This window comes from Kouleothrix sp. (assembly GCF_046328425.1).
GTDB lineage: Bacteria > Chloroflexota > Chloroflexia > Chloroflexales > Roseiflexaceae > Kouleothrix.
Window position 1 is genome coordinate 117,703 of sequence record NZ_JAXLWP010000017.1, and the last position, 25,918, is coordinate 143,620.

Annotated in this window: 21 protein-coding genes; 7 read left to right on the forward strand and 14 right to left on the reverse strand. The window is 68.8% G+C overall.

Going from position 1 to position 25,918, the window contains the following annotated elements:
• The first annotated feature begins 115 nt into the window (after positions 1-115).
• Positions 116-1,972 (forward strand): thiamine pyrophosphate-binding protein, encoded by a 1,857-nt coding sequence (locus tag U0177_RS16945; RefSeq protein ID WP_409571835.1) that lies wholly within the window; start codon positions 116-118, stop codon positions 1,970-1,972.
• A 1-nt stretch (position 1,973) separates the two neighbouring features.
• On the opposite strand, the gene U0177_RS16950 is transcribed toward U0177_RS16945, so the two are convergent.
• Complete coding sequence (locus U0177_RS16950) at positions 1,974-3,050, reverse strand: STAS domain-containing protein (protein WP_409571836.1); 1,077 nt, start codon at positions 3,048-3,050, stop codon at positions 1,974-1,976.
• 158 nt (positions 3,051-3,208) lie between these two features.
• Between U0177_RS16950 and U0177_RS16955 the strand changes: the two genes are divergently transcribed.
• Positions 3,209-4,177, forward strand: coding sequence for a quinone oxidoreductase family protein (locus U0177_RS16955; RefSeq protein WP_409571837.1), 969 nt, complete (start codon positions 3,209-3,211; stop codon positions 4,175-4,177).
• A 393-nt stretch (positions 4,178-4,570) separates the two neighbouring features.
• On the opposite strand, the gene U0177_RS16960 is transcribed toward U0177_RS16955, so the two are convergent.
• The 3 genes from U0177_RS16960 to U0177_RS16970 are packed head-to-tail and all read right to left on the reverse strand — an operon-like array spanning position 4,571 to position 7,641.
• The gene (locus U0177_RS16960; RefSeq protein WP_409571838.1) at positions 4,571-6,631 is read right to left on the reverse strand and encodes a glycosyltransferase; all 2,061 of its coding nucleotides are present in this window, start codon (positions 6,629-6,631) and stop codon (positions 4,571-4,573) included.
• A gap of 5 nt (positions 6,632-6,636) precedes the next feature.
• On the reverse strand, positions 6,637-7,068 hold the full coding sequence (locus tag U0177_RS16965) for a universal stress protein (protein ID WP_409571839.1): 432 nt from the start codon (positions 7,066-7,068) through the stop codon (positions 6,637-6,639).
• 9 nt (positions 7,069-7,077) lie between these two features.
• The gene (locus tag U0177_RS16970; protein WP_409571840.1) at positions 7,078-7,641 is read right to left on the reverse strand and encodes a flavin reductase family protein; all 564 of its coding nucleotides are present in this window, start codon (positions 7,639-7,641) and stop codon (positions 7,078-7,080) included.
• A 415-nt stretch (positions 7,642-8,056) separates the two neighbouring features.
• Between U0177_RS16970 and U0177_RS16975 the strand changes: the two genes are divergently transcribed.
• The 3 genes from U0177_RS16975 (at position 8,057) to U0177_RS16985 (ending at position 11,411) form a co-directional block, all read left to right on the forward strand.
• Positions 8,057-9,352 (forward strand): hypothetical protein, encoded by a 1,296-nt coding sequence (locus tag U0177_RS16975; protein ID WP_409571841.1) that lies wholly within the window; start codon positions 8,057-8,059, stop codon positions 9,350-9,352.
• A gap of 239 nt (positions 9,353-9,591) precedes the next feature.
• The gene (upp, locus tag U0177_RS16980; RefSeq protein WP_409571842.1) at positions 9,592-10,218 is read left to right on the forward strand and encodes a uracil phosphoribosyltransferase; all 627 of its coding nucleotides are present in this window, start codon (positions 9,592-9,594) and stop codon (positions 10,216-10,218) included.
• Positions 10,219-10,298: 80 nt separating this feature from the next.
• A complete protein-coding gene (locus U0177_RS16985) occupies positions 10,299-11,411 on the forward strand; it encodes a glycosyltransferase family 4 protein (protein WP_409571843.1) in 1,113 nt (370 codons plus the stop codon).
• Between the two features lie 13 nt (positions 11,412-11,424).
• Here U0177_RS16985 and U0177_RS16990 read toward each other — a convergent pair whose 3' ends face one another.
• The 7 genes from U0177_RS16990 to U0177_RS17020 form a co-directional block, all read right to left on the reverse strand.
• Positions 11,425-12,261 (reverse strand): transglutaminase domain-containing protein, encoded by an 837-nt coding sequence (locus U0177_RS16990; RefSeq protein WP_409571844.1) that lies wholly within the window; start codon positions 12,259-12,261, stop codon positions 11,425-11,427.
• Between the two features lie 18 nt (positions 12,262-12,279).
• Entirely contained in the window at positions 12,280-13,047 is a 768-nt protein-coding gene (locus U0177_RS16995; protein WP_409571845.1) for an AAA family ATPase, read from the reverse strand.
• Positions 13,048-13,404: 357 nt separating this feature from the next.
• Complete coding sequence (locus tag U0177_RS17000) at positions 13,405-14,406, reverse strand: alpha-E domain-containing protein (protein WP_409571846.1); 1,002 nt, start codon at positions 14,404-14,406, stop codon at positions 13,405-13,407.
• Between the two features lie 70 nt (positions 14,407-14,476).
• The gene (locus U0177_RS17005) at positions 14,477-15,916 is read right to left on the reverse strand and encodes a circularly permuted type 2 ATP-grasp protein (protein WP_409571876.1); all 1,440 of its coding nucleotides are present in this window, start codon (positions 15,914-15,916) and stop codon (positions 14,477-14,479) included.
• Between the two features lie 199 nt (positions 15,917-16,115).
• A complete protein-coding gene (locus tag U0177_RS17010; RefSeq protein ID WP_409571847.1) occupies positions 16,116-16,508 on the reverse strand; it encodes a response regulator in 393 nt (130 codons plus the stop codon).
• A 171-nt stretch (positions 16,509-16,679) separates the two neighbouring features.
• Positions 16,680-17,924, reverse strand: a complete 1,245-nt coding sequence (locus U0177_RS17015; protein WP_409571848.1) for a class I SAM-dependent rRNA methyltransferase — start codon at positions 17,922-17,924, stop codon at positions 16,680-16,682.
• A gap of 65 nt (positions 17,925-17,989) precedes the next feature.
• Positions 17,990-18,991 (reverse strand): pyridoxamine 5'-phosphate oxidase family protein, encoded by a 1,002-nt coding sequence (locus tag U0177_RS17020; protein ID WP_409571849.1) that lies wholly within the window; start codon positions 18,989-18,991, stop codon positions 17,990-17,992.
• 282 nt (positions 18,992-19,273) lie between these two features.
• Between U0177_RS17020 and pepF the strand changes: the two genes are divergently transcribed.
• On the forward strand, positions 19,274-21,076 hold the full coding sequence (pepF, locus tag U0177_RS17025) for an oligoendopeptidase F (protein ID WP_409571850.1): 1,803 nt from the start codon (positions 19,274-19,276) through the stop codon (positions 21,074-21,076).
• A gap of 193 nt (positions 21,077-21,269) precedes the next feature.
• Positions 21,270-21,590, forward strand: a complete 321-nt coding sequence (locus tag U0177_RS17030; protein ID WP_409571851.1) for a hypothetical protein — start codon at positions 21,270-21,272, stop codon at positions 21,588-21,590.
• Positions 21,591-21,741: 151 nt separating this feature from the next.
• Here U0177_RS17030 and U0177_RS17035 read toward each other — a convergent pair whose 3' ends face one another.
• The 3 genes from U0177_RS17035 to U0177_RS17045 all read right to left on the reverse strand — a co-directional run bounded on the left by U0177_RS17035 (position 21,742) and on the right by U0177_RS17045 (position 25,378).
• Complete coding sequence (locus U0177_RS17035) at positions 21,742-22,725, reverse strand: thioredoxin family protein (protein ID WP_409571852.1); 984 nt, start codon at positions 22,723-22,725, stop codon at positions 21,742-21,744.
• 241 nt (positions 22,726-22,966) lie between these two features.
• Positions 22,967-24,259, reverse strand: coding sequence for an Ig-like domain-containing protein (locus U0177_RS17040; protein ID WP_409571853.1), 1,293 nt, complete (start codon positions 24,257-24,259; stop codon positions 22,967-22,969).
• A 3-nt stretch (positions 24,260-24,262) separates the two neighbouring features.
• Positions 24,263-25,378: a helix-hairpin-helix domain-containing protein gene (locus U0177_RS17045; protein ID WP_409571854.1), complete on the reverse strand. Its 1,116-nt coding sequence runs from the start codon at positions 25,376-25,378 to the stop codon at positions 24,263-24,265.
• Between the last annotated feature and the right edge of the window lie 540 nt (positions 25,379-25,918).

Sequence of the window (25,918 nt, forward strand, 5' to 3'; positions counted from 1 at the left end):
GGCGGCTTCGCCGCCCCGAAATTTCGTTTTCTTGTGCGGCGCCCGGCTTGGCCGGGCGCCGCACAAGAAAACACAAGTAATCAAACGGAGTTGGTATAAAACAGTGGAGACGGACATGCACGGCGGCGATATCATCGCCAGCGTTCTGGCGGCGCAGGGCACACCATTCCTATTCACACTCTGCGGCGGGCATATCTCGCCGATCCTCACCGGCTGCAAAGCTCGCGGCATCCGCGTGATCGACACGCGCCACGAGGCCACGGCCGTGTTCGCCGCCGACGCAGTCGCGCGCCTCAGCGGCCGCCCCGGCGTGGCCGCCGTCACCGCCGGGCCGGGCCTCACCAACACGATCACTGCGGTCAAAAACGCCCAGGTGGCCCAGTCGCCGGTGGTGCTGCTGGGCGGCGCCGCCCCGACCGTGCTGAAGGGCCGCGGCGCGCTGCAAGATATCGACCAGCTGGCGCTGATCCGGCCGCACGTCAAGTGGGCTGCGGCGGTGCGCCGCGTGCGCGACCTGGCGCCGGCCGTCGAGCGCGCCTTCCACGAGGCCCAGGCCGGCGTCCCCGGCCCGGTGTTCGTCGAGTGCCCGATCGACCTGCTGTACGACGAGGCCACCGTGCGCCAGCTGTATGGCGCGGCGCCGGGTGGCCGCAGCCTGGCCGACCGCGCGCTGAAGCTCTACTTGCGCTTTCGCGTCGGCCGGATCTTCGCCGGGGCCGGCGCAGCGCATGCTTCGGCGAAGATCGCGCCGGCCGCGCCCATGCCCGACGCCACGACGATCGCGCGCGTAGCCGAGCGCATGCGCGCCGCCGAGCGGCCGGTGGTGCTGGTGGGCAGCCAGGCGCTGCTCGACGCGCCCGGCGCCGGCGAGCTGGCGCGCGCGATCGAGCGCATCGGCGCGCCGGTGTACCTTTCGGGCATGGCGCGCGGGCTGCTGGGCGCTCAGCACCGGCTGCTGCTGCGCCACCGGCGCCGCGAGGCGCTGCGCCAGGCCGATTTCGTACTGCTGGCCGGCGTGCCGTGCGACTTCCGGCTCGACTACGGGCGCCAGATCCGGCGTGGCGCCTGCTACGTCGCCGCGAACCGCAGCCCGCGCGACCTGCGGCTCAACCGCCGCCCGACGATCGCCGCGCCCGGCGACCCCGCACTGTTTCTGCGCGGCCTGGCCGATGCGCTAGCCGATAAACCGAAGAGTGGCCTCAAAGACACGAATGCACGAAGGCACGAAGAAAGGGCGGGCATCTTTCAGCCTTTAAAAGCGCTGGGCCTGCGTGGCTTCGCGGCACAATCGCCCTCGGTATCGGGCGACGAGCGCGCCGCGCGCTGGGGTGCGTGGCTGGGCGAGCTGAGGGCGCGCGACGACGCGCGCGAGGCTGAAATTGCCGCGCAGGCCCATGCACCCGCCAGCGGTGTCAACCCGCTGCACCTGTGCCGCGCGGTCGAGGCGGCCCACGCCGCCGACGCGATCGTCGTCGGCGATGGCGGCGACTTCGTGGCCACTGCGTCGTACATTGTGCGGCCTGGCGGCCCGCTGCAGTGGCTCGACCCTGGCGCGTTCGGCACGCTGGGCGTGGGCGCGGGCTTCGCGCTTGGCGCCAAGCTGTTGTACCCCGAGCGCGAGGTGTGGGCGCTGTTCGGCGACGGCGCGCTCGGCTACAGCCTGGCCGAGTTCGACACCTTCGCGCGCCACGGCGCCGCAGTGATCGCGGTGGTCGGCAACGACGCCGGGTGGACGCAGATCGCCCGCGAGCAGGCCGAGATCCTGGGCGACGACGTGGGCACCGTGCTGCGCCCCACCGATTACCACGCCGCCGCAGCCGGGCTGGGCGCGGCCGGCCTGGCACTGAGCGACCCGGGGCTGGCCGACGAGGCGCTGGCCGAGGCGCGCGCGCTAGCGGCGGCCGGACGGCCGGTGCTGCTCAATGCGCTGCTGGGCAAAACCGAATTTCGCAAGGGGTCGATCTCGATGTGAGCTAGCCAATGCGCGCCAGCACATCCTGCAGCGTCGCCTCGGTGCGCAGGCGGTTGAGATCGGCGCCGAGGCTCACCAGCGTCTGCGCCACCTCCGGCCGGATGCCCACCAGCACCGCCTGCGTGCCAAGCAGCCGCGCCGCGTCGGCGGTGCGCAGCAGCACCTGCGCCAGGTGCGTATCGACCACCGCCACCCCGGTGATGTCGAGGATGATCGTGCGGGCGTGGCTGCGCTCGACCTGACCGAGCACCTCGTCGATCAGCCGCTGGGCGCGCGGCCCGTCGAGGTTGCCGATCAGCGGCGCCACCAGCACATCGCGGCGCACCGGAATGATCGGCAGCGACAGCGCGTTCACCATATCGTTCAGCGCCTGCTGGCGGTCGAGGCTCGCCTGGAGCTGGGCGGCCTGCGCGCTCTGCGCCGCCAGCGACTCCGCCAGCTCGGCGGTGCGCTCGGCCACGCGCGTCTCGAGCTGGGCGTTCATGCGCTCGAGGGTGCTGGCCATCTGCTCGGCCTGCTGGCGCGCGCGCTGGGCATCGCTCAGCGCCTGGGCGGTGCTGCCGGCCGTGAGAACGCTGACGAGCGCCAGCAGCGCCAGCAGCGCCACGGCATCCTGCAGAATCTGCACGTCGAGGTAGCTCAGCGGCGACGCCTGGTGAACGATAGCGGCCACCAGCGCCAGGCCGGCCAGGCACACACCGAACACCAGCCACACCTCGCGCCGCACGAACACCGCGCCGGCGATGGCCACCGGAACGATCAGAAAAAACGGCGTGTCGGAGAGCCCGCGGTTGGCGAGCATCACCGCGAACGTCGCAACCAGCATTGTGCCCGCCAGCAGCACGGCCGCGAGCACCACGTGGCTGCGGCGCGCCAGCCCGATCACAAGCACAAACAAGCCCAGCGCGACCGTGCCGGCCACCAGGCTGGGCAGCTCGCGCTGGAGCAGCCATAGCCCCAGCAGCAGCAAGTCGAGCAGCAGCAGGCCCAGCGCAATCGCCACGACATTGCGCCCGCGCCGGCGCAGGTCGGCGTCGGGGTGTGTGATCGCGAGCAGCCGGTCGACGTGTTGGCGCATGGGTTTCTCACTATTCTCACGATGTTGCCCAACTTATTGTAGCGCACAGGCGGGAAAAGCGGTAGACGCGCCAATGACACGAAGGTAACAGCTGCCAAAGCACTGGGCGCCAGAGAACGTGCTAGAATGGGGCCGCTGTAATCAAAAGGAGAAGCGATATGAAAGCCATCCGCATCCACGAGTTTGGCGGCCCCGAGGTGCTGCGCGCCGACGATCTGCCGTTGCCCGAGCCAGGCCCCGGCGAGGCGCGCGTGAAGCTTGCAGCCACCGGCGTGAACTTCATCGATATCTACCACCGCAAAGGGCTGTACCCCGGCAAGCTGCCGCTGACGCTTGGCCAGGAAGGCGCCGGCACCGTCGACGCCGTGGGCGCGGGCGTGGCCGACGTCAAGCCCGGTGACCAGGTGGCCTATGCCAGCGTGCAGGGCGCCTACGCCGAGTATGCTCTCGTGCCGGCCGCGCGGCTGGTGCCGGTGCCTGCGGGCGTCGCGCCCGACCAGGCCGCCGCCGTGATGCTCCAGGGCATGACCGCGCACTACCTGGCGCTCAGCACCTTCGCGCTCAAGCCGGGCGACACCGCGCTCGTGCATGCGGCCGCCGGCGGCGTTGGCCAGCTGCTGGTGCAGATCGCCAAACAGCGCGGCGCGCGCGTGATCGGCACGGCCTCGGCCGCGAAGCTCGATCTGGCGCGCGCGGCCGGCGCCGACGAGGTGATCGGCTACAACGAGCAAGATTTCGAGGCCGAGGTGAAGCGCCTCACCGGCGGCACGGGCGTCGACGTGGTGTACGACTCGGTCGGCAAGACGACCTTCGACAAGAGCCTGAACTGCCTGCGGCCGCGCGGCTTTCTGGTGCTGTACGGCCAGTCGAGCGGGCCAGTGCCGCCGCTCGACCCGCAGGTGCTGAACGGCAAGGGCTCGCTGTTCCTCACCCGGCCGACGCTCGGGCACTATACTGCCACCCGCGACGAGCTGCTGTGGCGCGCGAACGACCTGTTCGGCTGGATGCGCGACGGCACGCTGAAGGTGGCGATCGACACGACCTTCGCGCTGGCCGACGCCGCCGACGCGCACCGCTACCTCGAAGGGCGCAACACCAAAGGCAAGGTGCTGCTGCTCCCCTCATAATTAGCTCCGTCCGATCGCGTGCTTATGACTTATATGCTGTTTGCTTGGCCACGTTAGGACAAACGCAGTTGGCGCCCTCAGCCTTCGGCAGAGCGGTACTTTACATCTTGAGGTGTGCGGTTTTTCCGCGCTCCGCACGGAAAATGGACACACAATGATCGGCACGTACCACGCTGCCGCAGGCGAAATGCACTGCTTCGAGAGCCGAAAAACGCAACTGCGTAAGTCCTACACGTATAGAACTCATGTTGTGTTGCACTACGTGGCTTCGCCACGTAGTGCAACACAATAAGGCGAATGGGGGCGGCGAAGCCCCCAAACCCCCACCAAAGTGCCAGTAATCAAGCGAATTTGGTATTACGCAGCTGGCAGGCTCAGCCTTCGGCACGAAGATCAGCCGGATGTCGTATCAGGCCGGCGCGCCTTCATCACCAGGTTCACGAACGTCCGCTCGTCGCCGCGTAAATAGTCGTTGCGGCGGTCGAACCAGCGCAGCAGGCGCACGCCCAGGTTGACGGGGTTGAGCAGGCCGCCGGGGTTGTGCTCGCCGCGAAAGCGGTCGGCCGAGTCGCGCAGGCGCCGCGGCAGCAGATTGTGCTCGATCAGCGGCTTGCCGATGCTGTACACCAGCAGGTGGATGAACGGAAAGGCGTAGTGGGTCTGCTCCTCAAGCGCTTCGATCACGAAGCCGGCGCCGCCGACAACATCGCGCAGCTGGGCGGGGGTATACAGGCGCCAGTGGTTGCTCCACAGCCCGGTGATCGGGCCGGCGGAGCGAATTGGCCGCAGCCCCAGCGCCTCGAGCGCTTTGTTGATCGGATCCCAGGCCAGCGGGTAGCGCGCGTGCGGCACGCTGAGCGCGAGGGTTCCGCCGGGCCTGAGCACGCGCAGCACCTCGCGCATGGCCAGCCGGTCGTCGGCCAGGTGCTCAAGCACCTCGCTCATCAGCACTTTGTCGAAGCTGCCGCTGGCAAACGGCAGCCGGTGCAGGTCGGCGCGAGCCAGCCGCGCGGCCACGCCCTCGCGCTCGGCCCAGGCAAGCCGGCCAGCGTCGCCGTCGGCGCCCACCAGCTCGAGCTGGCGCAGGCGGCTCATGAGCATCAGGTACACGCCCATACCGCAGCCGCAGTCGAGCACGCGCTCGCCATCGCGCAGGCCAAGATGCTCGATCAGCGCGAGCGCGCGGCGGCGGAAAGCCATGTCGGCTTCGTTGCGCAGCAGCCGCTCGAGCGTCGCGCGGTCGTTGGCCGGTTGCGAGGCGCCCGGCTGGCGGGCGGGCAGATCGGATGGCTGCGCGGGCGCCGGCAGGGCACCCAAGCCCGGAGGCTGCGCCAGCCGCAGCATCAGCGCCTCGTAGGCATCGAGCGCGCGGCTTGGGTCGAGCAGCGCGCGCGCGCGGGCTGGGTCGGGCCGGGCCGGATCGTTCAGCTGAGCCACAATGCCCGCCGCCAGGGCGCGGTGGTCGCGCGCGGCCACCAGCCGGCCCATGCCGCTGCGCAGCACCAGCTCGCGCGCGCCGGGGATGTCGGCCACCACCAGCGGCGTGCCGGCAAGCAGCGCCTCGGGCAGCACGCTGGGGAAGCAATCGCTGCGCGACGGCAGCGCGAACACGTCGCACATCGCGTAGAAATCGGCCATGCGCTGCGGGTCGCGCAGCAGGCCCAGGCTGGTGATCGCGCCGCGGTGCTGCTCGAACAGGTGGCGCCAGCGGGCGAAGAAGCGCTCGTACACCACGTCGGTCTCGCCGGCGTACACGAAATGCGCCTCGGCGATCTGCTCGCGCACCAGCGGCACCGCGCGCAGCAGGAGATCAAAGCCCTTTTCTTCGACGAAGCGCCCGGCAAAGCCAACCAGGCGCCGGCCCTCGAGGCCAAGCGCGCGCTTCCAGGCGGCGCTGGCGGCCAGATCAGGCGCGGGCAGCGTCACGGGCGGCGTGATCGCCACGACGCGGCCGGCAAGCGGCGCGAGCAGCGCGGAGTGGCGGGCATAGTCGGCGCTGTGCGTCGCCACACCCGAGGCCAGACGCATGCCCAGCGCCGACGAGGCGTGCATCACGCGCTCGATCGCCTGGTTGAAGCCGCCAGCCGGCATCACCACATCGCCCTGGTGCGTCACGAGCGCGGGCTTGCCCAGGGCGCGCGCCAGCGCCACCAGCAGCAGCAGCTCGGGCATGGGCGCGTGGATATGCACGAGGTCGTGCTCGGCGATTAGGCGCGCGGCGGCGGCGGCGAAGCCCGGCATGATCACGGTGCGGCTCAGGCGCGCGACAAACGGCAGCCGCAGCACTCGCACGCCGCCAACCCACTCTTCGCGCGCCAGCTCGGGGGCATACTGCGAGGTCAGCACCGTCACCTGGTGGCCGCGCGCGGCCAGCCCCTCGGCGATGCGCCGGGCGTAGGCGGTGAGGCCAGTCCAGTGCGGGTGGTAGAACGTCAGCGCGGCGAGGATCTTCAAGGCGGTCAGCTCGCGCTGGGCAGGTGCTCGTCGGCCGGCTGGGCGGCCTCGCCGGCCACGCGCACCAGCAGCACCGGCTGGCTCGAGCGGCGCAGCACCTGCTCGGCCACGCTGCCGTACACCACGCGCCGCAGGCCGCTGCGGCCGTGGGTGGCCATGGCGATCACGTCGATGCGCTCGTCGGCCACCGCCTGCACGATCGCGTCGGCCACGACGCCCTCGCGCAGCGCCAGCTCGATCGGCACGCCCGAACCGGCGAGCTGGCGGCGCGTGAAATCAAGGAAGCGATCCGACGCCTCGGCGCTGCCGCCGCGCTCGCGCACGTGCAGCAGCACCAGCGTCGCGCCAAACGCGCGGCACATATCGAGCGCGTGGGTCAGCGCGGCCTGGGCCAGTTCGGAGCCGTCGAGCGGCACCATGATGCGTTTGTAGAGCATGCCGGGCACCTATTTCAGCTCGTGGTAGCCGCGCCGGAAGTAGAGCAGCGGCGCACCCTCGTGCACATCGGTATCGTACACCTCGCCGACAAAGATCGTATGGTCGCCGGCCTCGATCGTGGCGTGCACGCGGCACTCGATCACCGCCAGCACGTGGTCGAGCACCGGCAGGGCCAGCGTGCCCGAGTGCCAGGCCACGCCTTTGAACTTCTCGCGGCTGGTGGTGGCGAATCGGCGCGACAGGTGCTCCTGGCGCTTTTCGAGCACGTTTACCACAAACTTGCCGGCGCCCAGCAGCGCCTGGTGCGTCGGCGCCGACTTATCGATGCAGATCAGCACCAGCGGCGGAACCAGCGACAGCGACGAGAACGAGCTGACGGTCATGCCATACGGCTCACCGTTGTGCTCGGTTGTCACCACCGTGACGCCGCTGGCGAAATAGCCCATGGCCTGGCGGAAGCGCGCCTCGTCGATCGGCATAAGCTGCTCCAATTCTGTGGTTGCCGCCTGCGGCGGTGCCCCAGCAGCCACGAGCAGCTCGGTCACCGGGCTCTCGGCATTGTGATGCTCCATTGGTTTCTTGCCCTCAATCATACGAGCTACGTGGTGGGGGTCGAGGGAGGCTTTGCCGCCCCGAAAACTTCCTTTTTTGGGTGGCCGCGACCAACCAAAAGAGTGATTTTGGAGGACTTGCGCCCGCCAAGCCTCTCACGCAGGAGCACACCGCGTAACTCGTGCCAATCACACAACCGACGTGCTGGCCCTCCGCACGGGAGGGTCGGCGAGCCAGCGGCGCCGTTCAGGCGCCTCTGATACTACGCGCGCACGTGGCATGGAAGATGTAAAAACGCAGCAGCGCTATTATACTGCGCATTCGGCCGCCGCCGCGCGCCGGTTGCTGATCATCCGTACAGGTGAGTATAATGTCGCAAGCCAGCGTGGCGCGGTTGGCGCCACCGGATCTGGCGCATTCGCAGCAGAGAGAGCGATGACGAAGGACACCCCACGGTTCAGCGTTGGGCTGACATACTGGCCGCGCAATGCCGGCTTCGGCTGGTGGCGCGCGTTCGACCGCGGCGCGGCGCGCGAGGAGCTGGCGCACGTGGCGTCGCTGGGCTGCGACACTGTGCGCTTCTGCCTACTATGGGAAGATTTTCAGCCCGGCCCACAGCGCCTGAACAGCGGCGCGCTGAACGCGCTTGAGCAGGCGCTCGAGGCGGCGCACGCCGCCGGGCTGCGCGTGGTGGCCGCGCTGTTTCCGCTGGCGCTGGGCGGCGCGCTGCAGCTGCCGGCCTGGGCCAACGGCGCCGATCCGCTCGACCAGCTGCGGCGCATGGCCCGGCTGGAGGGGCCGGTGCTGGTGGCGCCGCCGGCGCGCGGGCCGCTGCTGCTGGCCGAGGGGCGCTACCGCCACAACCAGGCCAACGACCTGTTTACCGACGCGGCCGTGCTGGCGGCGCAGCGCTACCTGATCCGCGAGGTGGTGGGCTACTTCGGGGCGCACCCGGCGCTGGCGGCCTGGCAGCTTGGCGAGGGCATCGAGCGCGTGCGCAAGCCCGCCTCCGCAGCCGCCGCGCACGAGTGGCTCGCGGCCATGGCCGAGGCGGTGCGCGAGCAGCGCCCCGGCGCGCGCGTGCTGGGCGTGGTGTCGGCGCACGCGCTGGGCATGCGCGCCGCGCCGCGCCCCGAGCACATCGCACATACCTGCGACTGGCTTGGCGTAGCCGCCGACCCGCCGCAGCCACCTGGCGGCGCGCGCGGCAACCACGCCCGCTTCGTGCTGTTCCTGCACGCGCTGGCGGCCGCGCTGGGCCGGCGCCCGGCGCTTGTGACGCAGCTCGGCCTGCCGACGGTGGCGGCGGGCCAGCCTGGCTGGAACGCGGCCGGGCAGGGCGGCCAGCCCGGCTGGATCAGCGACAGCGCCTACGGCCAGCCATTGCGCGCCTATCGCGGCGACGGCGAGCAGCAGGCCATGCTGATCGAGCAGGCGCTCGACGGGCTGCAGCGCGCCGGGGCGCCAGGGGCCTGGCTGGCGGCCTACGCCGACTACCCGCCCGCGCTGTGGCGCCAGCCGCCGCTCGACCGCGCCATCCGCGAGCGCACGCTCGGCCTGGTCGATGCCGCCGGCAAAGAGAAGCTCGCGGCCGGGGCGCTGCGCCGCTTCGCCGCACAGCGCCGGCCGGCGCTCGAGGCGCCCGCGCCGATCGAGCTCGACCACGAGCGCTACTGGCGCGACCCACGCCGCGAGCTGGCGCGATTGTGGCACGAGTTCGGCGCGGAGTGACACGCCTTCGGCTATAATACGCGGGGGTCGGGGGTGGCTTCGCCGCCCCCAGAAGCTGCTTGAAAGGGAGGCGCGCGGCCATACCGCGGCGCACCGCTCATTCCAAATAGGCTCTCCGAAAACACTCGTTTGGCCGGCAGCGGCCGAAAGGAGAGCAGCGAGCGACGCTTGCCACCCTCGCGCTCGCAGCAAGAAAGTCGTGTCAGGAACGCACCAGTTTCACCGAAGGAAGGGGCGCCATGTCAGAGGTTCACGTATCACCGCATCCGCTGGTGCAGCACAAGCTCACCCTGCTGCGCCGCACCATCACCGAGCCAAAGAAGTTCCGCGAGCTGGTGCGCGAGCTGACCCAGTTTCTGCTCTACGAAGCCACGCTCGACCTGCCGCTGCAAGATCGCCCGATCGAAACGCCGCTGGCGCCGCTTGTCGGCAAGCAGATCGGCGTGCAGATCGGCCTGGTGCCGATCCTGCGCGCCGGGCTCGGCATGGTCGACCCGATCATCGACCTGATCCCGACCGCGCATGTGTGGCACCTGGGCCTGTACCGCGATCACGCCACGCTTGAGCCGGTGACCTACTACAACAAGCTGCCGCCCGAGGTCGAAGTCGACCTGTGCCTGGTGCTCGACCCGATGCTGGCGACCGGCGGCTCGGCGATCGCCGCCGTCGATATTCTGAAGCGCTGGGGCGCGCAGCAGATCAAGTTTCTCGGCCTGATCGCCGCGCCCGAGGGCGTGGCCGCGCTCTCGAGCGCGCACCCCGACGTGCCGATCTACCTTGCCGCGCTCGACGATCACCTGAACCACAAGGGCTATATCGTGCCCGGCCTCGGCGACGCTGGCGACCGCCAGTTTGGCACGGGGTAGCTGCGTACGGGCGCGGTATATCGCGCCGGCACAGCCCTAGGCCGAAGCGCAGGAAATTGAACCTGGTCTTGTGAGGACACATGAGCCTGCCGACGATCGCCGCACTTGGAACCACCTTCGCGCTCGCCTTCGCCGTCACCGCGCTGCTGATCCCCTGGGTCATGCGCCTGAGCGAGCGGCGCGGCTGGGTGCAGCAGCCCGGCGGGCGCCGGCTGCACGCGCGCGCCACCTCGAATATTGGCGGTGTGGCGATCTACGGCGGGTTTGTGGCGGCGCTGCTGCTGACGTTCGCGCTCGAGCCGTGGCTGCCGCGCGGCGGGTTCGAGCGGCTGCGGCTGCTGCTGCTGCTGCTCGGCAGCACGCTGATCTTCCTGGTGATGTGGCGCGACGACGTCGTCGAGCTGCCGCCGCTGCCGAAGTTCGTGGCGCAGCTTGCCGCCGCGCTGATTGCGGTCGGCCCGTACCTGTGGGATCACACGCGCTACCCCGACGTAGGCGGGCAGCTCACCGAGGCGCGCGGCATCGTGCTGACGGCCTTCAAGTTCCCGTTTGTGAACCAGATCAGCCTGTGGGATCTCAGCCCGTGGCTGGCGATCGGCGCGACGATCCTGTGGCTCGGCTGGATGGCCAACACGATCAACTGGTCCGACGGGATCGACGGGCTCGCGGGCGGCGTATCGCTGATCGCCGCGCTGGCGCTTGCGCTCAACGCGCTGCGCCAGAGCCCGCCGCAGATCACGATCGCGCTGCTGCCGCTGGCGCTGGCCGGGGCATGCGCCGGGTTTCTGCTGTTCAACTTCCCGCCGGCGCGCATCTTCATGGGCGACAGCGGCGCCGAGGTGCTGGGCTATGTGCTGGGGGTCAGCGCGATCATCGGCGGGGCCAAGCTGGCGACGGTGCTGCTGGTGCTGGGGGTGCCGATCCTCGACGTAGTCTGGCTGATCATCTCGCGCACCCTGGCCGGCCGCTCGCCGGCGCGTGGCGGGCGCGATCACCTGCACCTGCGCTTGCGCGACATGGGCTTCAGCCCACGCCAGGTGGTGCTGTTCTACTATGCGCTCGGCGCGAGCTTCGGCCTGCTGGGCATTCTGAACGTCGCGCCGGTGGTGAAGCTCGCGGCGCTCAGCCTGCTTGCGCTGATTGTGATCGTGCTGATCGGCTACGCCTCGCGGCGCGCGGCGGTGGCCTCGTAGCCGAGGGCGGCGGCTAGTGCGCGGCGGCGGCGCGCGGCTGCTCGTCGGCGGCGCGCATGCGCACGCGCACGGTCAGCGTCTCGCGCGCCGCGCCCTGGTAGATCCCGTGCATCGGCGCGGCGTCGGCGTAATCGCGGCCGACGGCCACGCGCACATAGCTCTCGCCAACCGCGCAGTTGTGCGTCGGGTCGAGCCCGAGCCAGCCGCGGCCCTCAAGCCACACCTCGGCCCAGGCGTGGCTGGCCAGGATGGCGCCAGGCGGCTGGGCCGGATCGTGAAAGTAGCCGCTGACATAGCGCGCCGGCAGGCCGCGGCTGCGGCACAGCGCGATCAGCAGGTGCGCGAAATCCTGGCATACGCCGCGCCGCCCGGCCAGCACGGCCTCGGCGGTGGTCGAGATATCGGTGCTGCCCGGCTCGTAGCTGAAGTTGGCGGCTATCACGTGCATCAGCGCGTAGGCCACCGCCTCGGCGTCGGCGCCAGCGGCATACTGGCGGGCGTACTCGGCCAGCGCGTCGGTAAGCGGCACATACTGGCTTGGCGCCACCAGCTCGTGGCGCTCGAGCAGGCCCAGGCGCGGCGTGGCGATCAGCGCCTCGCTGCTGGTGCTCACCAGGCTGTGCGAGGTGATCACCAGCCGGCGATGCGGCGGCAGCACGCTGTAGCAGTGCAGCGTATTGCCAAAACGATCGGTCACGCGATCGAAGGCGGTAGGCGGGTCGAGCGCCAGCCGGAAGCTGAGGACGTGCTGCCCACCCTCGTCGCGCGGCTGCAGGCGCGCCTCGCCCACCGCCTCGCGCACGTTGTCGGTATACGAGAAGATCGTTTCGTGCTCGACGTATAGCTTCATTCCGCCTGCCTGCCCCTGTTAGCGCTCGTTGCCGTGTTTGAAATTGCCGGTGGCCTTCGCCATCACCAGCTGCGCCGCCTTGCCTTCGAGCCCCTCGATCTTCGCCAGAAATTTGCGGGCCTGCTCGCCGCGCAGAACCGTCACCTGTTTACCATACCACGAGATCAACACTTTGTCGCGGGTCGCGTGGTAGCTGAATACTTCTTCGTCGAGCACGCCGCGCCGGTCGATCGCCGGCGCAGGCTCGGCCAGCAGCGCGTGCAGCGCCTCGGCCGTCTGCTCGGCGGTCTGGCCGCTTGTGTCAAGCTCGTGCCAGCCGTGGGCCGCGTACGGCTCGGCCTGCATCGAGCGGTAGAGCCGCTCGATCGTCGGCGCGAGCACGGCTGTGTCGAACGCCTTGCCGGCGCGCTCGGCATTGCGCGCCAGCGTCGCTTCCAGGCTCGGCCGCAGCACGAACTTGTGCAGCGGTCGCTCGGCCGCCAGGGCGCCGAAGTGCGCCTCGGCCTCGGCCGCACCGATCACATCGTCGATCGCCACCGCAAATCCGGCGCCCGCGTACAGCCTGGCCATCGCCACAGCCGACTCGCGCGCGAGCCGGAACTGCCGCGCGGTCTCGTCGGTCCACTCGGGCACCGGGTGGGCGATGCCCGACACGACCAGCTCGCGCAGGTCGTCGACCGGAATGTGCAGCCCGCGCTCAAAGCGCCGCAGCAGCGCCCGCGCAACAGTCGATTTCCCTGCACCGGGTATGCCGGTGATTAGCACGATCGGCTGGCTGGTACTCATTCACGCTCGATCTTTGTCGCGTAACGCTGGTGATACCAAATTCGCTTGATTACTTACACTTTGGTGGGGGGTTTGGCGGCGGCTTCGCCGCCAAATTTCTTATTGTATAGCACTACATGTCGAAGCCACGTAGTGCTATAGAATTAATCGGAAATAGGGGAGCCGGAGGGGCTTTGCCTCTCCAAACCTCCCTGGTGGGGCGTGGATGGTGCTTTGCTACCATCCACGCCCCAGACAGGATTTTGAGGGCCTGTGGCCTCAAACCCCACCATTATTATTTCCAATAAAGTCTAATACAATCGATACGTGATCAAGCATACAGCGAATGATATATGCAAGATCCAGGCCGCGCCGGAATCACTGCTGCTGCTGCTGGGCCTGAACGTAGCGGCTAAGCGGCGTCGTGCCCGGCGGCAGCACATTGACCACGAAATAGCTCTGGGCAATCGCGTCGCCGACGCCGTTGAGCTTGTGCTGCATATCGTCGAGGTACACGTGCAGATCGGCCAGTGCCTCGCGAATATCAAGGTAGGTCAGGTCGGCGCACAGCCGGCCCAGCAGCCGCTCGGCGGTATTGGCCGGGCGGTCGAGCGGGCTGTCCGAGATCCGCACCAGCGCGCTGCGCGTCTGGTCGAGGCAGAAGCCCACGCTGCGCGGAAACGTGCGATCGAGCAGCAGAAAATCGACCACGCGCCAGGCTTGCAGCTGCGAGTGCGAGCGGCGGTAGGGCTCGAAGGCGCTGCACGATTTCAGCAGCGCGATCCACTGCAGGCTCGCCAGCGGCGCGCCTTCGCCGCCGGAGTGGCCGGCCAGCGCGCTGTACTTCACGTCGAGGATGCGCGCGGTCTTGTCGGCACGCTCGAGGAACTTGCCGGCCTGGATGAACTCCCAGCCCTCGCTATGGGCCATGGTGGCGTCGGTGACGCCCTGAAACAGGTGCGAGCCGTTGCGGATCTCGCTGAAAAACGAGTAAGGATCGCGCGTGATCACCTCGACATCGGTGGTGGCGATGGTATGGTACAGGCGGTTGAGCTGCTCCCACATCTCGCGGCTGATCTGCTCGCGCACCGCGCGGGCATTCTCGCGCGCACGCCCAATGCACGATCGAATCGCATTGGGGTTCTCGGGGTGCATCGTCAGGAAGGCGGTGACGCTCTCGGCGTCGTAGGCCTGAAAAGCCGCGTTGAACAGCCCGCGGTCGCCGGTGATCGCGATCAGCGGCTCCCAGGCAAGCTCCTGGCTGGCGCTCGGCGCGTCGAGCGAGGCTTGAAAATTCACCGCGATAATGCGCGCCACGTCCTCGGCCCGCTCGAGGTAGCGCGACATCCAGAATAGCGATTCGGCGACTCGGCTTAGCATATTTAGTCACAGCTTAAAGGTTGCAGGTCAAAGGTTATACCAAATTCGCTTGATTACCTAGACTTATCCCCTACTCGTCCAGCACCCACGTATCTTTGCTGCCCCCGCCCTGCGACGAATTCACCACCAGCGAGCCGCGCCGCAACGCCACGCGCGTCAGGCCGCCCGGCACAATTGTGATCCCGCCGCCGTTGAGAATGTAGGGCCGGAAGTCGACGTGGCGGCCCTCGAAATGCCCGTCGACGAATGTCGGGTGGCGGCTGAGCGCCAGCGTGGGCTGGGCGATGAAGTTGCGCGGCTTCTCGCGGATCTTGGCCGCGAAATTGGCGCGCTCGGCGGCGCTGGCGTGCGGCCCCACGAGCATGCCGTAGCCGCCCGACTCATTCACCGACTTCACCACCAGCTTGTCGAGGTTCTCGAGGATGTACAGCCGCTCGGAAGGATCGTCGGCGCGGTAGGTCGGCACGTTCTCGAGGATCGGCTCTTCGCTCAGGTAGTAGCGGATCATCGCCGGCACGAACGGGTAGATCGCCTTGTCGTCGGCCACGCCGGTGCCGATCGCATTGGCCAGCGTCACATTCCCGGCGCGGTAGGCGTTGAACACCCCGGCGCAGCCGAGCATCGAGTCGTTGCGGAAGGCCAGCGGGTCGAGAAACGAGTCGTCGATGCGCCGGTAGATCACGTCGACGGGCTGCAGGCCGCGGATGGTACGCATGTAGATGCGGTTCTCGTAGGCCACCAGGTCGCGCCCCTCCACCAGCTCAATGCCCATCTGGCGCGCCAGAAACGAGTGCTCGAAGTAGGCCGAGTTGTACACGCCGGGCGTCAGCAGCACCACCGTGGGCTGGTCGGCGGTGCGCGGGGCGACGCTGCGCAGCGTTTCGAGCAGCGCCTGCGGGTAGTGCTCGACCGGCAGCACGCCCGAGTGCTCGAACAGACGCGGGAAGGCGCGCTTCATCGCCGCGCGGTTCTCGAGCACATACGACACGCCCGAGGGGCTGCGGCCGTTGTCTTCGAGCACCACGTAGCGCCCGCGCTCGTCGCGCACCAGGTCGGTGCCGGTGATGTGGATGTACACACCGCCGGGCGGCTCGACGCCGGCCATCAGCGCGCAGAAGCCCTGCGCGCCAAGCACCAGGTCGGCGGGGATCAGGCCATCGTGCAGGATGCGCTGGTCGTGGTAGACATCGTGCAGAAACATGTTCAGCGCCGTCACGCGCTGGCGCAGGCCGCGCTCGAGCTGCTGCCACTCGGACTGGGGAATGATCCGCGGCACCAGGTCGAACGGGAAGATGCGCTCGATGCCTTCCTGGGCGCTATACACCGTAAACGTAATGCCCTGGTACAGAAAGGCGATGTCGGCCAGCCGGATGCGGTCGTCGAAATCGGCGCGCGAAAGCTCGTTCAGCCGGTTATACAGCCGCTGATAGTGCTGGTGTGGCAGGCCCTGCGCCGCGAACATCTCGTCGAAAAAGCCATCGGTGGTGTAGCTGTCGAACAGGTGGCCCATGCCGCCGCCTCTGCTTTCCATGCTATGCCAGCAGCAGGCGCCATTGCCGCGTTGGTGCGAGGGGATTTCTGTGGCGGCGATTATACTTGATGCTCCGCCTGATGACAAGAAACAGCGCTGGCGCGCTGTTTATAGTGTGTATTGATACACAGAGTAATAGTTTGGGCGTGGCGCAAGCCAGCCACCGAGGGCGAGCGCCCTAGTGGTTGACGGTAACGCGCGTGCGTTGGCTTTGCAGCAGCGCGCGGATCTTCGTAAGCAGGCGAGGGAACTCGATCGGCTTGGTTTCGTACTCATCGCAGCCGACAGCGAAGCAGCGCTCGCGATCTTCGGTAAGCGCATAGGCAGTGAGCGCAATCACCGGGATCGGGCGTGTTTCGTCGCGGCTCTTGATCCGGTGTGTAGCCTGCCAGCCATTCAGCACCGGCAACCCCATATCCATGAGAATCAGATCGGGCAACGATTCCTGGGCCAGATCCACCGCCCGCGCGCCATCGCCGGCGGTAAGCACCTGATAGCCTGAGATCTTAAGCATGCGCTCAATCATGTCGCGGATCATCGCCTCGTCCTCAACCACCAGAATCGTCGTCATCTTGATCTCCCCGTTTATACCCGCTCCGTGGCGTGGTTCATCCGCTCGCCGGATGCTATTGTTTTCTCTGGCCTGTGTATTGTAGCACTGCTAGCAAGAGAGTCTATAGTTTTGTGTCATAAAGTAGATAAATGTTTGTAAATCGTTGTCGGCGGCGCCTGGCCGGCCGCCTCAGGCGCGCTCCAGCGCCCGGCCTACTACGAATTTCAGGTAGCGGCCCTCGGGGAAGCCCGCCGGCACCGGGTGATCCAGCGGCTGGCCGGCCTCGTGCACGATCTGCAGTGTGCGCTCGGCGCCTGCGGCGGCGGCTGTCAGCATGCCTTTGAACTCTTCGGGGCCGACCTGGCTGGTGCAGCTGGCGCTGGCCAGCAGCCCGCCAGGGGCGACGCAGCGCAGCGCCAGTGTGTTGAGCCGGGCGTAAGCGCGCACGGCGGCGTAGCGGCTGGCCTTGCTCTTGGCAAAGCTGGGCGGGTCGAGCACCACCAGGTCGAAGCGCCGGCCCGCGGCGGCGAAGCGCTCGAGCATGGCAAAGCAGTCGTCGGTGACAAAGCTGTGCCGCGCGGCGTCGAAGCCATTCAGCGCCAGGTTGGCCGCCGTGGCCGCCGCCAGCCCTTTGCCGATATCGGCGCTCACCACCGCGCTGGCGCCGCCGCGCAGCGCGTACAGCGAGAACGCGCCGGTATAGGCGAAGCAGTTCAGCACGCTGCGGCCGGCGGATACCGCCTCGACATAGCGGCGGTTCTCGCGGTGATCAAGAAACAGCCCGGTCTTCTGGCCGCCGCGCAGGTCGGCGTAGAGCTGCACGCCATGCTCGCGCACCACCAGCTGCTGCGGCGGTAGGCTGCCGGATAAGGAAAGCAGAGCGCCGGCAGGCGAAGGGGCCGAGCGAGCTTGATCCGGCTCGCCGCCCTGGCTTCCGGTCACTTGGTCTTCATCCTGGTCGTCGGCGCGCTGCTGCCTGAGCACGACGCCGCGCAAAGCCGGGTTGACCTCGCGCAGCGCCTCGGCCAGCCAGCCCAGCAGCTCGCCAGCGCCGCCCATATAGGCCTGCACCACCACGTACTCGCCATACACGTCGGCGGTGAGGCCGGGCAGGCCATCGCCCTCGCCGAACAGCCAGCGATACGCCGTGCAGCCCGCCGCGCGCAGCGGCGCGCGCAGCTCCCACGCCGCGCGCACGCGCTCGCGCACCCAAGCGGCATTGGGCAGGCCGTGCGCCGAAAACACCCGCACGGCGATCGGGCGCTCGGCGTCCCACAGGCCATAAGCCGACCAGCCGCCGCAGCGCAGGCGCACCCAGGCCCCGGCCGGCAGCCGCAGTTGCGGCGGCACGTGCGTGCGGTAGACCCACGGGTGGCCCTGCGCCAGGCGCTCCTTCAGTTGCGTTGGGAGAGTGACATCTGTCAGCTTCGGCATTTGCTGATTGTAGCGCAGAGCCGCGCTGTTGACAACCGCCGCCGCACACGCCGCGTACTACCGGGCTATTGACTCAGCGCCTGCTTCTTCACCGCGATGATATCGTCCCAGGGGATGGTTGGGCGCGGCAGGTTGCGCTTGGCGAGGTAGGCCTTGGCCTTGCGCCGGCTGTCGATAAAAAACCGGCCGAGGCTGAGCACATCCGGGCTGATGCCGGGGATGATCGCGAGCGGTTCGAGGCGCCAGCCGTCGTCGGCGCGCTGCAGCGCCCCGCGCAGCCCAAAGCTTTCCTGCTTCCACAGCAGGTCGTCGTGCGAGTGGCAGAGCAGCCCAGCCGGCCCCGGCTCGATCGGCGCCTCGGGCGGCAGCATCACGCGCAGTGTGTGGCTGGCGGCGTCGGGCGTGGGCCGGCAGCGCGCGCTGAACGGGTAGCCCTGCGCATCGCGCCCGCTGATCACCGCGCTGGGGAAGCGCGCCAGCTGCCGCAGAAGCACCGGCCAGTCGTCGGCGCTGGCGGCGGCGGGCGCGGCGGAAGCGGAGCGGCGGGCCGGAGGCGCGCCCGCAGCAGGCGCCAGGTCGATGCGCAGAGGCGCGTGGCTGAAATCGCCGCCGGGCCACCAGAAGATCCGTCGCGGCGTGACCGTCATGATCAGGCGCATGTAGTACCAGTCGCTCATGGCGCGCATCAGCGGGTTGCTGCTGTAGAGCGCGCTGGCGGGCTGGCGCTGGAACACCATCGCCAGGCCCTCTTCGTACCCTTTAATGGTAGTAACAACCTCGTCGGGCGCGACGGCGTCGCCCTGCACCAGCACTGCCGCAGGGTTGGCCAGGCCGCTGGCGCGCGGCTCGGAGAACAGCAGCGACACGCGGCCATCGCGGCGGATGTTGAGCGCCTTCTGCGCGAGCGCGATCGACGTGGTGACGACAAACTGGCCCTGGTCGGCGTCGAAGAACGGCAGCGTTGGCCAGGCGATCGGCGTACCGTCTTTCGCCAGCGTCGCAAACTCGCAGGTGCGGAACGCGCGAAAGACGGCCAGAATCTCGTCGGGCAGCCCGAGCAGTGCCATTGCTTTCCTCGCTTCTTTTGTTACCGGGCGGTGTGCAGGACAGCAGCGCCCAAGCCCCGCCGCGCAAGTCCTATTATACTCATCGAAGCGAGCGCGCCGCGCGGATGAGCGCCGCAGGGCGCTGCACGAGCCGTGTGTTCGGCGGCTGGGCCAGTGGCGCGGCCCGGCGAAAAAATGGTACAATCTGGCGCACATCGCGCGGCCGCCCGGCGTTAGGCGGCAAAGGCACCCGCGCCGGCGGCCGCGCGCCGCAGTATGCGTAGGACACGAGGGAGGCTTTCCATGACCGAGGCGCAAAAAGTTCCCCGCCGCGACGAGCTGCCGGCGGCGTATACCTGGGATCTGTCGGTGGTGTATGCCGACATCGACGCCTGGGACGCCGACGTAGCCAAGATCGAAGGCTTGCTGCCCGACCTGACGGCGCTTCAGGGCAAGCTTGGCGAAGGGGCAGGCCAGCTGCTGCGCGCGCTGCACCTGCGCGACGAGATCGCCCGCATCCTGTACCAGCTGTACACCTACGCCAGCAACCGCAAGAACTCCGACAGCACCGACCCGGCCGGCCAGGCGCTCGACGAGCGCGCCGGCTCGCTGCTGGCGCGGATCGGCGCGGCACTGGCGTTTATCGAGCCCGAGATCCTCGGCATCGCGCAGGAGACCATCGCGAGCTGGCTGAAGAGCGAGCCAAAGCTGCAGATCTACGGCTACGAGCTGGAGGAGCTGGCGCGCCAGCGCGCGCACATACGCTCGGCCGAGGTCGAGAGCATTCTGGCGCAGTTTGGCGATGTCACGCGCGCGCCTAGCGAGATCTTCGAGATCCTGACCAACGCCGACCTGAAGTTCCCCGAGATCGACGGCGAGGCCGGCCAGAAGATCCAGCTCTCGCACGCGCGCTACGGCCGGCTACTCGAAAGCCAGGATCGCCGCGTCCGCCGCGACGCATTCAAGAACTACTACAGCGGCTACCAGGGCATCCTGAACACGCTCGGCACCACGCTGGCGGCCGAGGTGCGCAGCCACGTGGTGAACGCGCGCGTGCGCGGCTACGAGTCGGCGCTGGCGGCGGCGCTCGAGCCGCGCGATATTCCGCTCGACGTATACCGCAACCTGGTGAAGACGATCAACGCCAACCTGCCCAAGCTGCACCGCTACATGGAGCTGCGCAAGCGCATGATGGGCCTCGACGAGCTGCGGATCTACGACACCTACGCGCCGCTGGTGCCGCAGGCCGACGTGTCGGTGCCCTACGACGAGGCGCGCGACACCGTGCAGGCCGCGTTCAGGCCGCTCGGCGCCGACTACGCCGACGCGCTGGCCAAAGCCTTCAACAACCGCTGGATCGACGTGTACGAGAACGTCGGCAAGCGCAGCGGGGCCTACAGCAGCGGCTCGTACTCGACGCCGCCGTTTATTCTGCTGAACTACCAGGATCGGCTGCGCGATATGTTCACGCTGGCGCACGAGCTGGGCCACTCGATGCACTCGTACTTCACGCGGCGCACCCAGCCGTTCGTGTACGGCAGCTACACGATCTTCGTGGCCGAGGTGGCCTCGACGCTGAACGAGGCGCTGCTGAACGACTACCTGCTGAAGAACCGCGACGACGCCATGCTGCGCAAGAGCCTGATCGTGCAGCAGCTCGATGATATCCGCGCCACGATCTTCCGCCAGACGATGTTCGCCGAGTTCGAGCTCGACATCCATACCCGCGCCGAGGCCGGCGAGCCGCTCACCTCGGACTCGCTGAGCAAGAGCTACTACGAGCTGGTGAAGCGCTACCAGGGGCCGCCGGTGACGCTCGACGACGAGATTGCGTTTGAGTGGGCGCGCATCCCGCATTTCTACTACAACTTTTATGTCTACCAGTACGCCACCGGCCTGTCGGCCGCGCTGGCGCTGAGCCGGCAGATCATCGACGAGGGCCAGCCGGCGGTCGACCGCTACCTGCGCTTCCTGAGCAGCGGCTCGTCGCGCTCGTCGATCGATATGCTGCGCGACGCCGGGGTGGACATGACCACGCCCGCGCCCATCCAGGCGGCGATGGACGCGTTCGACCGGCTGGTGAACGAGCTGGAGGCGCTGGCGTAAGAGGCTCGGGCATTCGTACTCATCCGACGGGAGGTTTGGAGGGTCTGCGACCCTCCAAAGATATCGGTTTTTCGCGCTCTGGCATAGTGGCGGCTCTGCCAGAGCGCGAAAAAGCATCTGCGGGACGGCAATGCCGCCCGCGCCGCCACCGAGCGAAATAATTTGGACTTTTAAGCCCCTTTAAGGAGAACCGGTGAGCGAACGGCGGGCACGGCGGGCACGCGCGCGGGCGGCCCTGGCCAGCGTAGCAGTGCTCGCGCCGCTGCTCGCCTGCGCGACGCTCGGGCTGGCGCTGCGCGCCGACGCGCTGGCCCCCACGCCGCTGCGCGTTGCGCTGGGCGGCTACGCGCTCGACACGACGATCGAGAACCGCATCTGCCTGCAGCGCGCGCTCAAGCGCAGCTGCCCGGCGCCGGCCTACACCCTGCGCCTGAGCATCGAGGCGCCTGGCGGCACGCGCTACTACCGGCTGGCGAGCGTGCCGATCAGCGAGCGCTACGCCTTCTACCCCTAGAACCAATTCTTTTCAATTACAGGACTTACGCGGTCGCCTGCGATATCGGCTTGTTCTGCCTGCGGCAGCGCAGGTGTAGCTTTCTGTTGCCTTCGAGTCTTTGAGTCTTTGTGGCAAACGTTCCCGGTCAGCGTGTTTGAAAGGTATTGCCCTAGAACACTGGCTGCCCGGCGATGAGCTTCTCGAGCGCCGGCCCAAGCTCCTCTTTCGTCAGCCCGCCCTCGTAGCGCCCGGCAATCATGCCCTTGGCGTCGATCAGAAACAGCCACGGCTCGGATTGCAGCTTCCAGGCGACCATCGCGTCGGATAGGCCAGTGGCGGCCTCGGCGTCGGTCAGCGCGCGCCGCTCTTTCGAGGCCTTGGCCACCGCCTGCTGCTGCTGCTCCACCGAGGCGTCGAACGGGTACTTGTACACCTCGACATGGATAAAGTTGACCTTGTCGCCGTAGGTTTTCTGCAGGCCCTGCATCACCTGCAGGCTCGGGCCGCAGGTGGCGGTGCGGCAGAACGCCGGCGTAGCGAACAGCAGCGCGGTCGGCTTGCCCGACTTGAGCGCCTGGTCGAGGCTGATCTGGTACATCGCCGGGTCGGGGTGCGGCCCCGACGAAAGCTGCGACACACTGGGCACATCCTTGGACGTGAGCGTCTTGGCGACAATCGCCGGCTGGCCGACATTCGGCACCTCGGAGCTTTGCTTTACCTCGAGCCGGTTCTTGCTGACGACCGGCTGAGCCTGGCCAGGCAGCTGCACCTGGATCTCAACCCCCCAGTTGCCGGGTGTATCGAAGCTCGGGTAGGCCACGTAGAAAGCGGCCGGCAGGCCCTGGCCGTAGTAGATCGCGTCGGATTCGAACTTCACCTGCGGGTTGGTTTCGTCGAGGTTGAAGAAGCGCAGGTGCACCTTGGCGGCCGGCTCGTTCAGCGGCGTGTTGTTGCTCACCAGGCCGACGGCGATGCGGTTTTTGCCGGCCACAGCCTCGGAGAACGCGAACACCGGCGTGACATTCGCGGGCGCGGCCTGGGCCTCAGGCGTCGCGCTGGCGCCGCCGCCCGCCGCAGGCGTGCCGGCCGCCTGGCCACAGCCGGCCAGCGCCAGCGCCAGCGCCAGGCCCGGCAGAATACGTCGATACAGCATCGGTGGTACCTTTCAGTAGTGCATTGCTTGTTGCGTGTCACAGGGCGTACGCGGCGAGGCTCGAGGACGGATCCCAAAGGCTTCGCTTTTTTTGGCCTTGGAGAGCTGCGCCCTCCTGCCTCGCCCGGCAGGCGACTGCGCACGCCAGAAGAATTATAAACGATGCGCCAGCGTGACGGTATGCAAAACGGCGGGGCGAGCCTGCCGCTCGCCCCGCCGCATGCCGTCGCCCGCGCCGCGCCTAGTCGGGCTGAAGCACCAGCTCCTCGCCGGCCACCCAGCCCTCGCGCGCGCCCAGTGTACGCACGCGCCACCAGCCGAGCCCACCGGCGCTCTGCGGGCCTTCCAGCAGCGTCACTTGCGTGCCCACCGGTAGCTTGGCGATCACCGCCTGGTCGGTGCCGGGGCCGGCGCGCATGCGCAGCGACAGCCCGCCCTTGCGCGTCACCCAGGCATCGCAGCTAGCCGCAAGGCCGGTGCAGTTGGCGGCCTGCCCGGCGCCGAATGTCACCCGAATTGGTTTGGCGGTCACGTCGGTGGTGCCGGCCGCGCGCGCGCTATACGCAGCGGTGGCGCCGGCCGGCTGCACCGGGAAGCTCCAGGCTCCGTCGGCGCCAACCGTCGCGGTGCCGATCACTTTGTCGCTGTCGAGTATCTCGATCGTGCTGCCGGGCGCGCCAGTGCCGCTCATGGTGAACGAGCCAGCGCCGAGCGTCGCGCCGTCGGCGGGGAAGCCAATTGCCGGGGCCGCGCCGCTGGCCGCTGCGGCGGCCACGCTGAGCTGCAGCGGCTGGCTGGCCGCCAGCTCCTTGCCGGCCGTGTCGAGCGCGCGCGCGGTCAGCACATGCTGGCCCTCGGGCAGCGTCACCGGCAGGCTCCAGCTGCCGTCGGCACCAACCGTGGCCGTGCCGGCCGGCTGGCCGTCGACGAAGATCGTGATTTGTGTGCCAGGGCTGCCGGTTCCGCTGAGCGCCAGCGCGCCGGCCGCAACAGCGCCAGCCGGCTGGTCGATCGTCGGGGCGGCGGCTGCCGGCGGCGCGGCGACACTCAGGCGCAGCGGGGCCGAGGCCGCCGCCACCGCGCCATTGGCGCCGAGCGCCTCTGCCACTACCGTGTGGTCGCCGGGGCTGTCGATGGCCGCGTCGATCGACCACTTGCCGCTCGCGTCGGCCGTGGCCGTGCCCAGCGGTTTGCCGTCCAGGCTGATCTGCACCTGGCTGCCGGGCGCTGCGGTGCCGCTGAATGTGGTAGTGCCGGCTTGCAGCTGGCTCGCGGCGGCCGGCGATGTCAGCGCCGGTGCGGCCGGCGCAGCCGCTGCGGGGGCCGGCGCCGTCGCCGCTGCAGCGGGGGCCGGCGCCGTCGCCGCTGCGGCCGCAGGGGCTGGCGCCGTCGCCGCTGCAGCAGGGGCTGGAGCAGTGGCAGCGGGGGCCGGCGCGCGGCTCAGCGCGAGCCACAGCAGCAGCAGCAGCAGAATGATTGTCACAGCCAGCTTAAACCAATCGTAGCCGATCCAGCCAATCGTGCGCGCATTCATCGGCTAGCTCCGATCCCTGCGCGCGGCACGCTCGCGCGCCTCGGCAACCCAGGCGGCCGGGTCGGCGTCCTGCCACTCCTTGAGCCGGGCGATCTGGCGCAGCCGCTCGGGCGGCTCGGCGGCGAGCTGCTCGAATGTCAGGATGCCGGCGTCGAACAGGCGCTTTTCGATCACCGGGCCAATGCCATTGATGTCGATCAGCGCGTCGCGGCTCGGCTGGCCGGTGCGGCCGGCCAGCGCGGCGCGCAGCCGGGCGATCTCGTCGTTCGCACCAGCCAGCTCGGCGCGCAGCCGCGCGGCCTCGTCGCCGGCGAGCGCCCCGCCGAGGTTGAGATCGGCCACGCTCATGAGCTGCGTCTTGTACTGCTCGCCAGCGCCAGCGCTCACCGGCGCCGGCTCGGCGTGCACTCGCACACGCTCGTCTTCGGCACGCAGGTGCTCCAGCTCCAGCGCGCCCGCCACGTCTTCGGCGCGCAGCAGCTGCGTTTTGAACTGGCTCGCGTCGCCAACCGCCCGCGCGGCCGGGGCGCCGGCCTCGAGCTGGGCGTGCAGCTGGGCGTTTTCGGCGCGCAGGCGCTCCAGCTCCAGCGCGCCCGCCACGTCGTCGGCGCGCAGCAGCTGGGTTTTGAACTGGCTCGCGTCGCCGGCCGGGGCGTTGGCCTCGAGCCGGGCGTGCAGCTGAGCATTTTCGGCCTGCGCAGCCGCCAGATCGGCCTCGAGGCGGCCGAGCCGGTCGTTCAGGGCTGCCGCCGCGCCGCGCGCAACATTCGCGCGAGCGTGCAGCTGCGCCAGCGCGGCGCCCTGGTCGGCCTGGCCGGCGCGATCGAGCTCGGCCCTGAGCTGGGCCAGCGAGCCATTCGCGGCCGCCAGCTCGGCGCGCAGCTTGTCGTTGTCGGCCTGGGCAGTTGCCAGGTTCGCGCTCTGGCGCGCCAGGTCGGCCTTGAGCTGCGCCACCCCGCCGGCAGCGGCCTCGATATCGGCGCGTAGCCGGCCGTTCTGCTCGCGCAGCGCGTCGAGCTCGGCCGAGCCGCTGGCGCGCCGCCGCCAGTACACCCAGTCGATCACCCATTCGGCGATCCAGCCAATCAGCAGACCGATGACGAGCGATGTCCAGTTCATACACTGCTCCTTGTGTCTCACACGATGGCCGCGGCGACCAACCACAGCCCATGGCGGGCATACGAGTGGCTGCCAGCTGCCAGATACGACCGGTATTCGGACTATGCAATACCGTAGCAGCGGGAAGGTCGGCGAGACGAGGCCGAGCCGGGCGCGGGCCGCTGCCGAAGAGTATGACGACGCGCTGCCGAGATGGTCACACGCCGAGCCGGGGCACAGCTGCGAAGGTGGGTGTATACCGCGCGGCACGGCCCTGTGCCGTATTCGCACTATCGGTGGCTGCGGTTGCGCAAGCGGGCCTGGCCGCGCGGCATCGCGCTTCGCCCGAAACAATGCACTCGGCTGCGTGATCTTGGTGAGCGAGGTAGGAGAAAGACGCGCGCCATTATAGTAGAAGTGGCGCGTGCCGGCAAGTGCGCCCGCGCCACAACCACGGCTCGTGCAAAGTCTTTCGACCCCTCCCCTCTTCTGTCAGGGGAGGGGGCGAGGGGGTGAGGGCTGACGTTGCACCAGCCCTTCCCCAGCAGGCGCTGGGCTTGA

Coding starts and splice junctions, on each gene's coding strand:
- U0177_RS16945 (WP_409571835.1), top strand. CDS start 116: ATGCACGGCGGCGATATCATCGCCAGCGTTCTGGCGGCGCAGGGCACA.
- U0177_RS16950 (WP_409571836.1), bottom strand. CDS start 3,050: ATGCGCCAACACGTCGACCGGCTGCTCGCGATCACACACCCCGACGCC.
- U0177_RS16955 (WP_409571837.1), top strand. CDS start 3,209: ATGAAAGCCATCCGCATCCACGAGTTTGGCGGCCCCGAGGTGCTGCGC.
- U0177_RS16965 (WP_409571839.1), bottom strand. CDS start 7,068: ATGCTCTACAAACGCATCATGGTGCCGCTCGACGGCTCCGAACTGGCC.
- U0177_RS16970 (WP_409571840.1), bottom strand. CDS start 7,641: ATGGAGCATCACAATGCCGAGAGCCCGGTGACCGAGCTGCTCGTGGCT.
- U0177_RS16975 (WP_409571841.1), top strand. CDS start 8,057: ATGACGAAGGACACCCCACGGTTCAGCGTTGGGCTGACATACTGGCCG.
- upp (WP_409571842.1), top strand. CDS start 9,592: ATGTCAGAGGTTCACGTATCACCGCATCCGCTGGTGCAGCACAAGCTC.
- U0177_RS16985 (WP_409571843.1), top strand. CDS start 10,299: ATGAGCCTGCCGACGATCGCCGCACTTGGAACCACCTTCGCGCTCGCC.
- U0177_RS16990 (WP_409571844.1), bottom strand. CDS start 12,261: ATGAAGCTATACGTCGAGCACGAAACGATCTTCTCGTATACCGACAAC.
- U0177_RS16995 (WP_409571845.1), bottom strand. CDS start 13,047: ATGAGTACCAGCCAGCCGATCGTGCTAATCACCGGCATACCCGGTGCA.
- U0177_RS17000 (WP_409571846.1), bottom strand. CDS start 14,406: ATGCTAAGCCGAGTCGCCGAATCGCTATTCTGGATGTCGCGCTACCTC.
- U0177_RS17005 (WP_409571876.1), bottom strand. CDS start 15,916: ATGGGCCACCTGTTCGACAGCTACACCACCGATGGCTTTTTCGACGAG.
- U0177_RS17010 (WP_409571847.1), bottom strand. CDS start 16,508: ATGACGACGATTCTGGTGGTTGAGGACGAGGCGATGATCCGCGACATG.
- U0177_RS17015 (WP_409571848.1), bottom strand. CDS start 17,924: ATGCCGAAGCTGACAGATGTCACTCTCCCAACGCAACTGAAGGAGCGC.
- U0177_RS17020 (WP_409571849.1), bottom strand. CDS start 18,991: ATGGCACTGCTCGGGCTGCCCGACGAGATTCTGGCCGTCTTTCGCGCG.
- pepF (WP_409571850.1), top strand. CDS start 19,274: ATGACCGAGGCGCAAAAAGTTCCCCGCCGCGACGAGCTGCCGGCGGCG.
- U0177_RS17035 (WP_409571852.1), bottom strand. CDS start 22,725: ATGCTGTATCGACGTATTCTGCCGGGCCTGGCGCTGGCGCTGGCGCTG.
- U0177_RS17040 (WP_409571853.1), bottom strand. CDS start 24,259: ATGAATGCGCGCACGATTGGCTGGATCGGCTACGATTGGTTTAAGCTG.
- U0177_RS17045 (WP_409571854.1), bottom strand. CDS start 25,378: ATGAACTGGACATCGCTCGTCATCGGTCTGCTGATTGGCTGGATCGCC.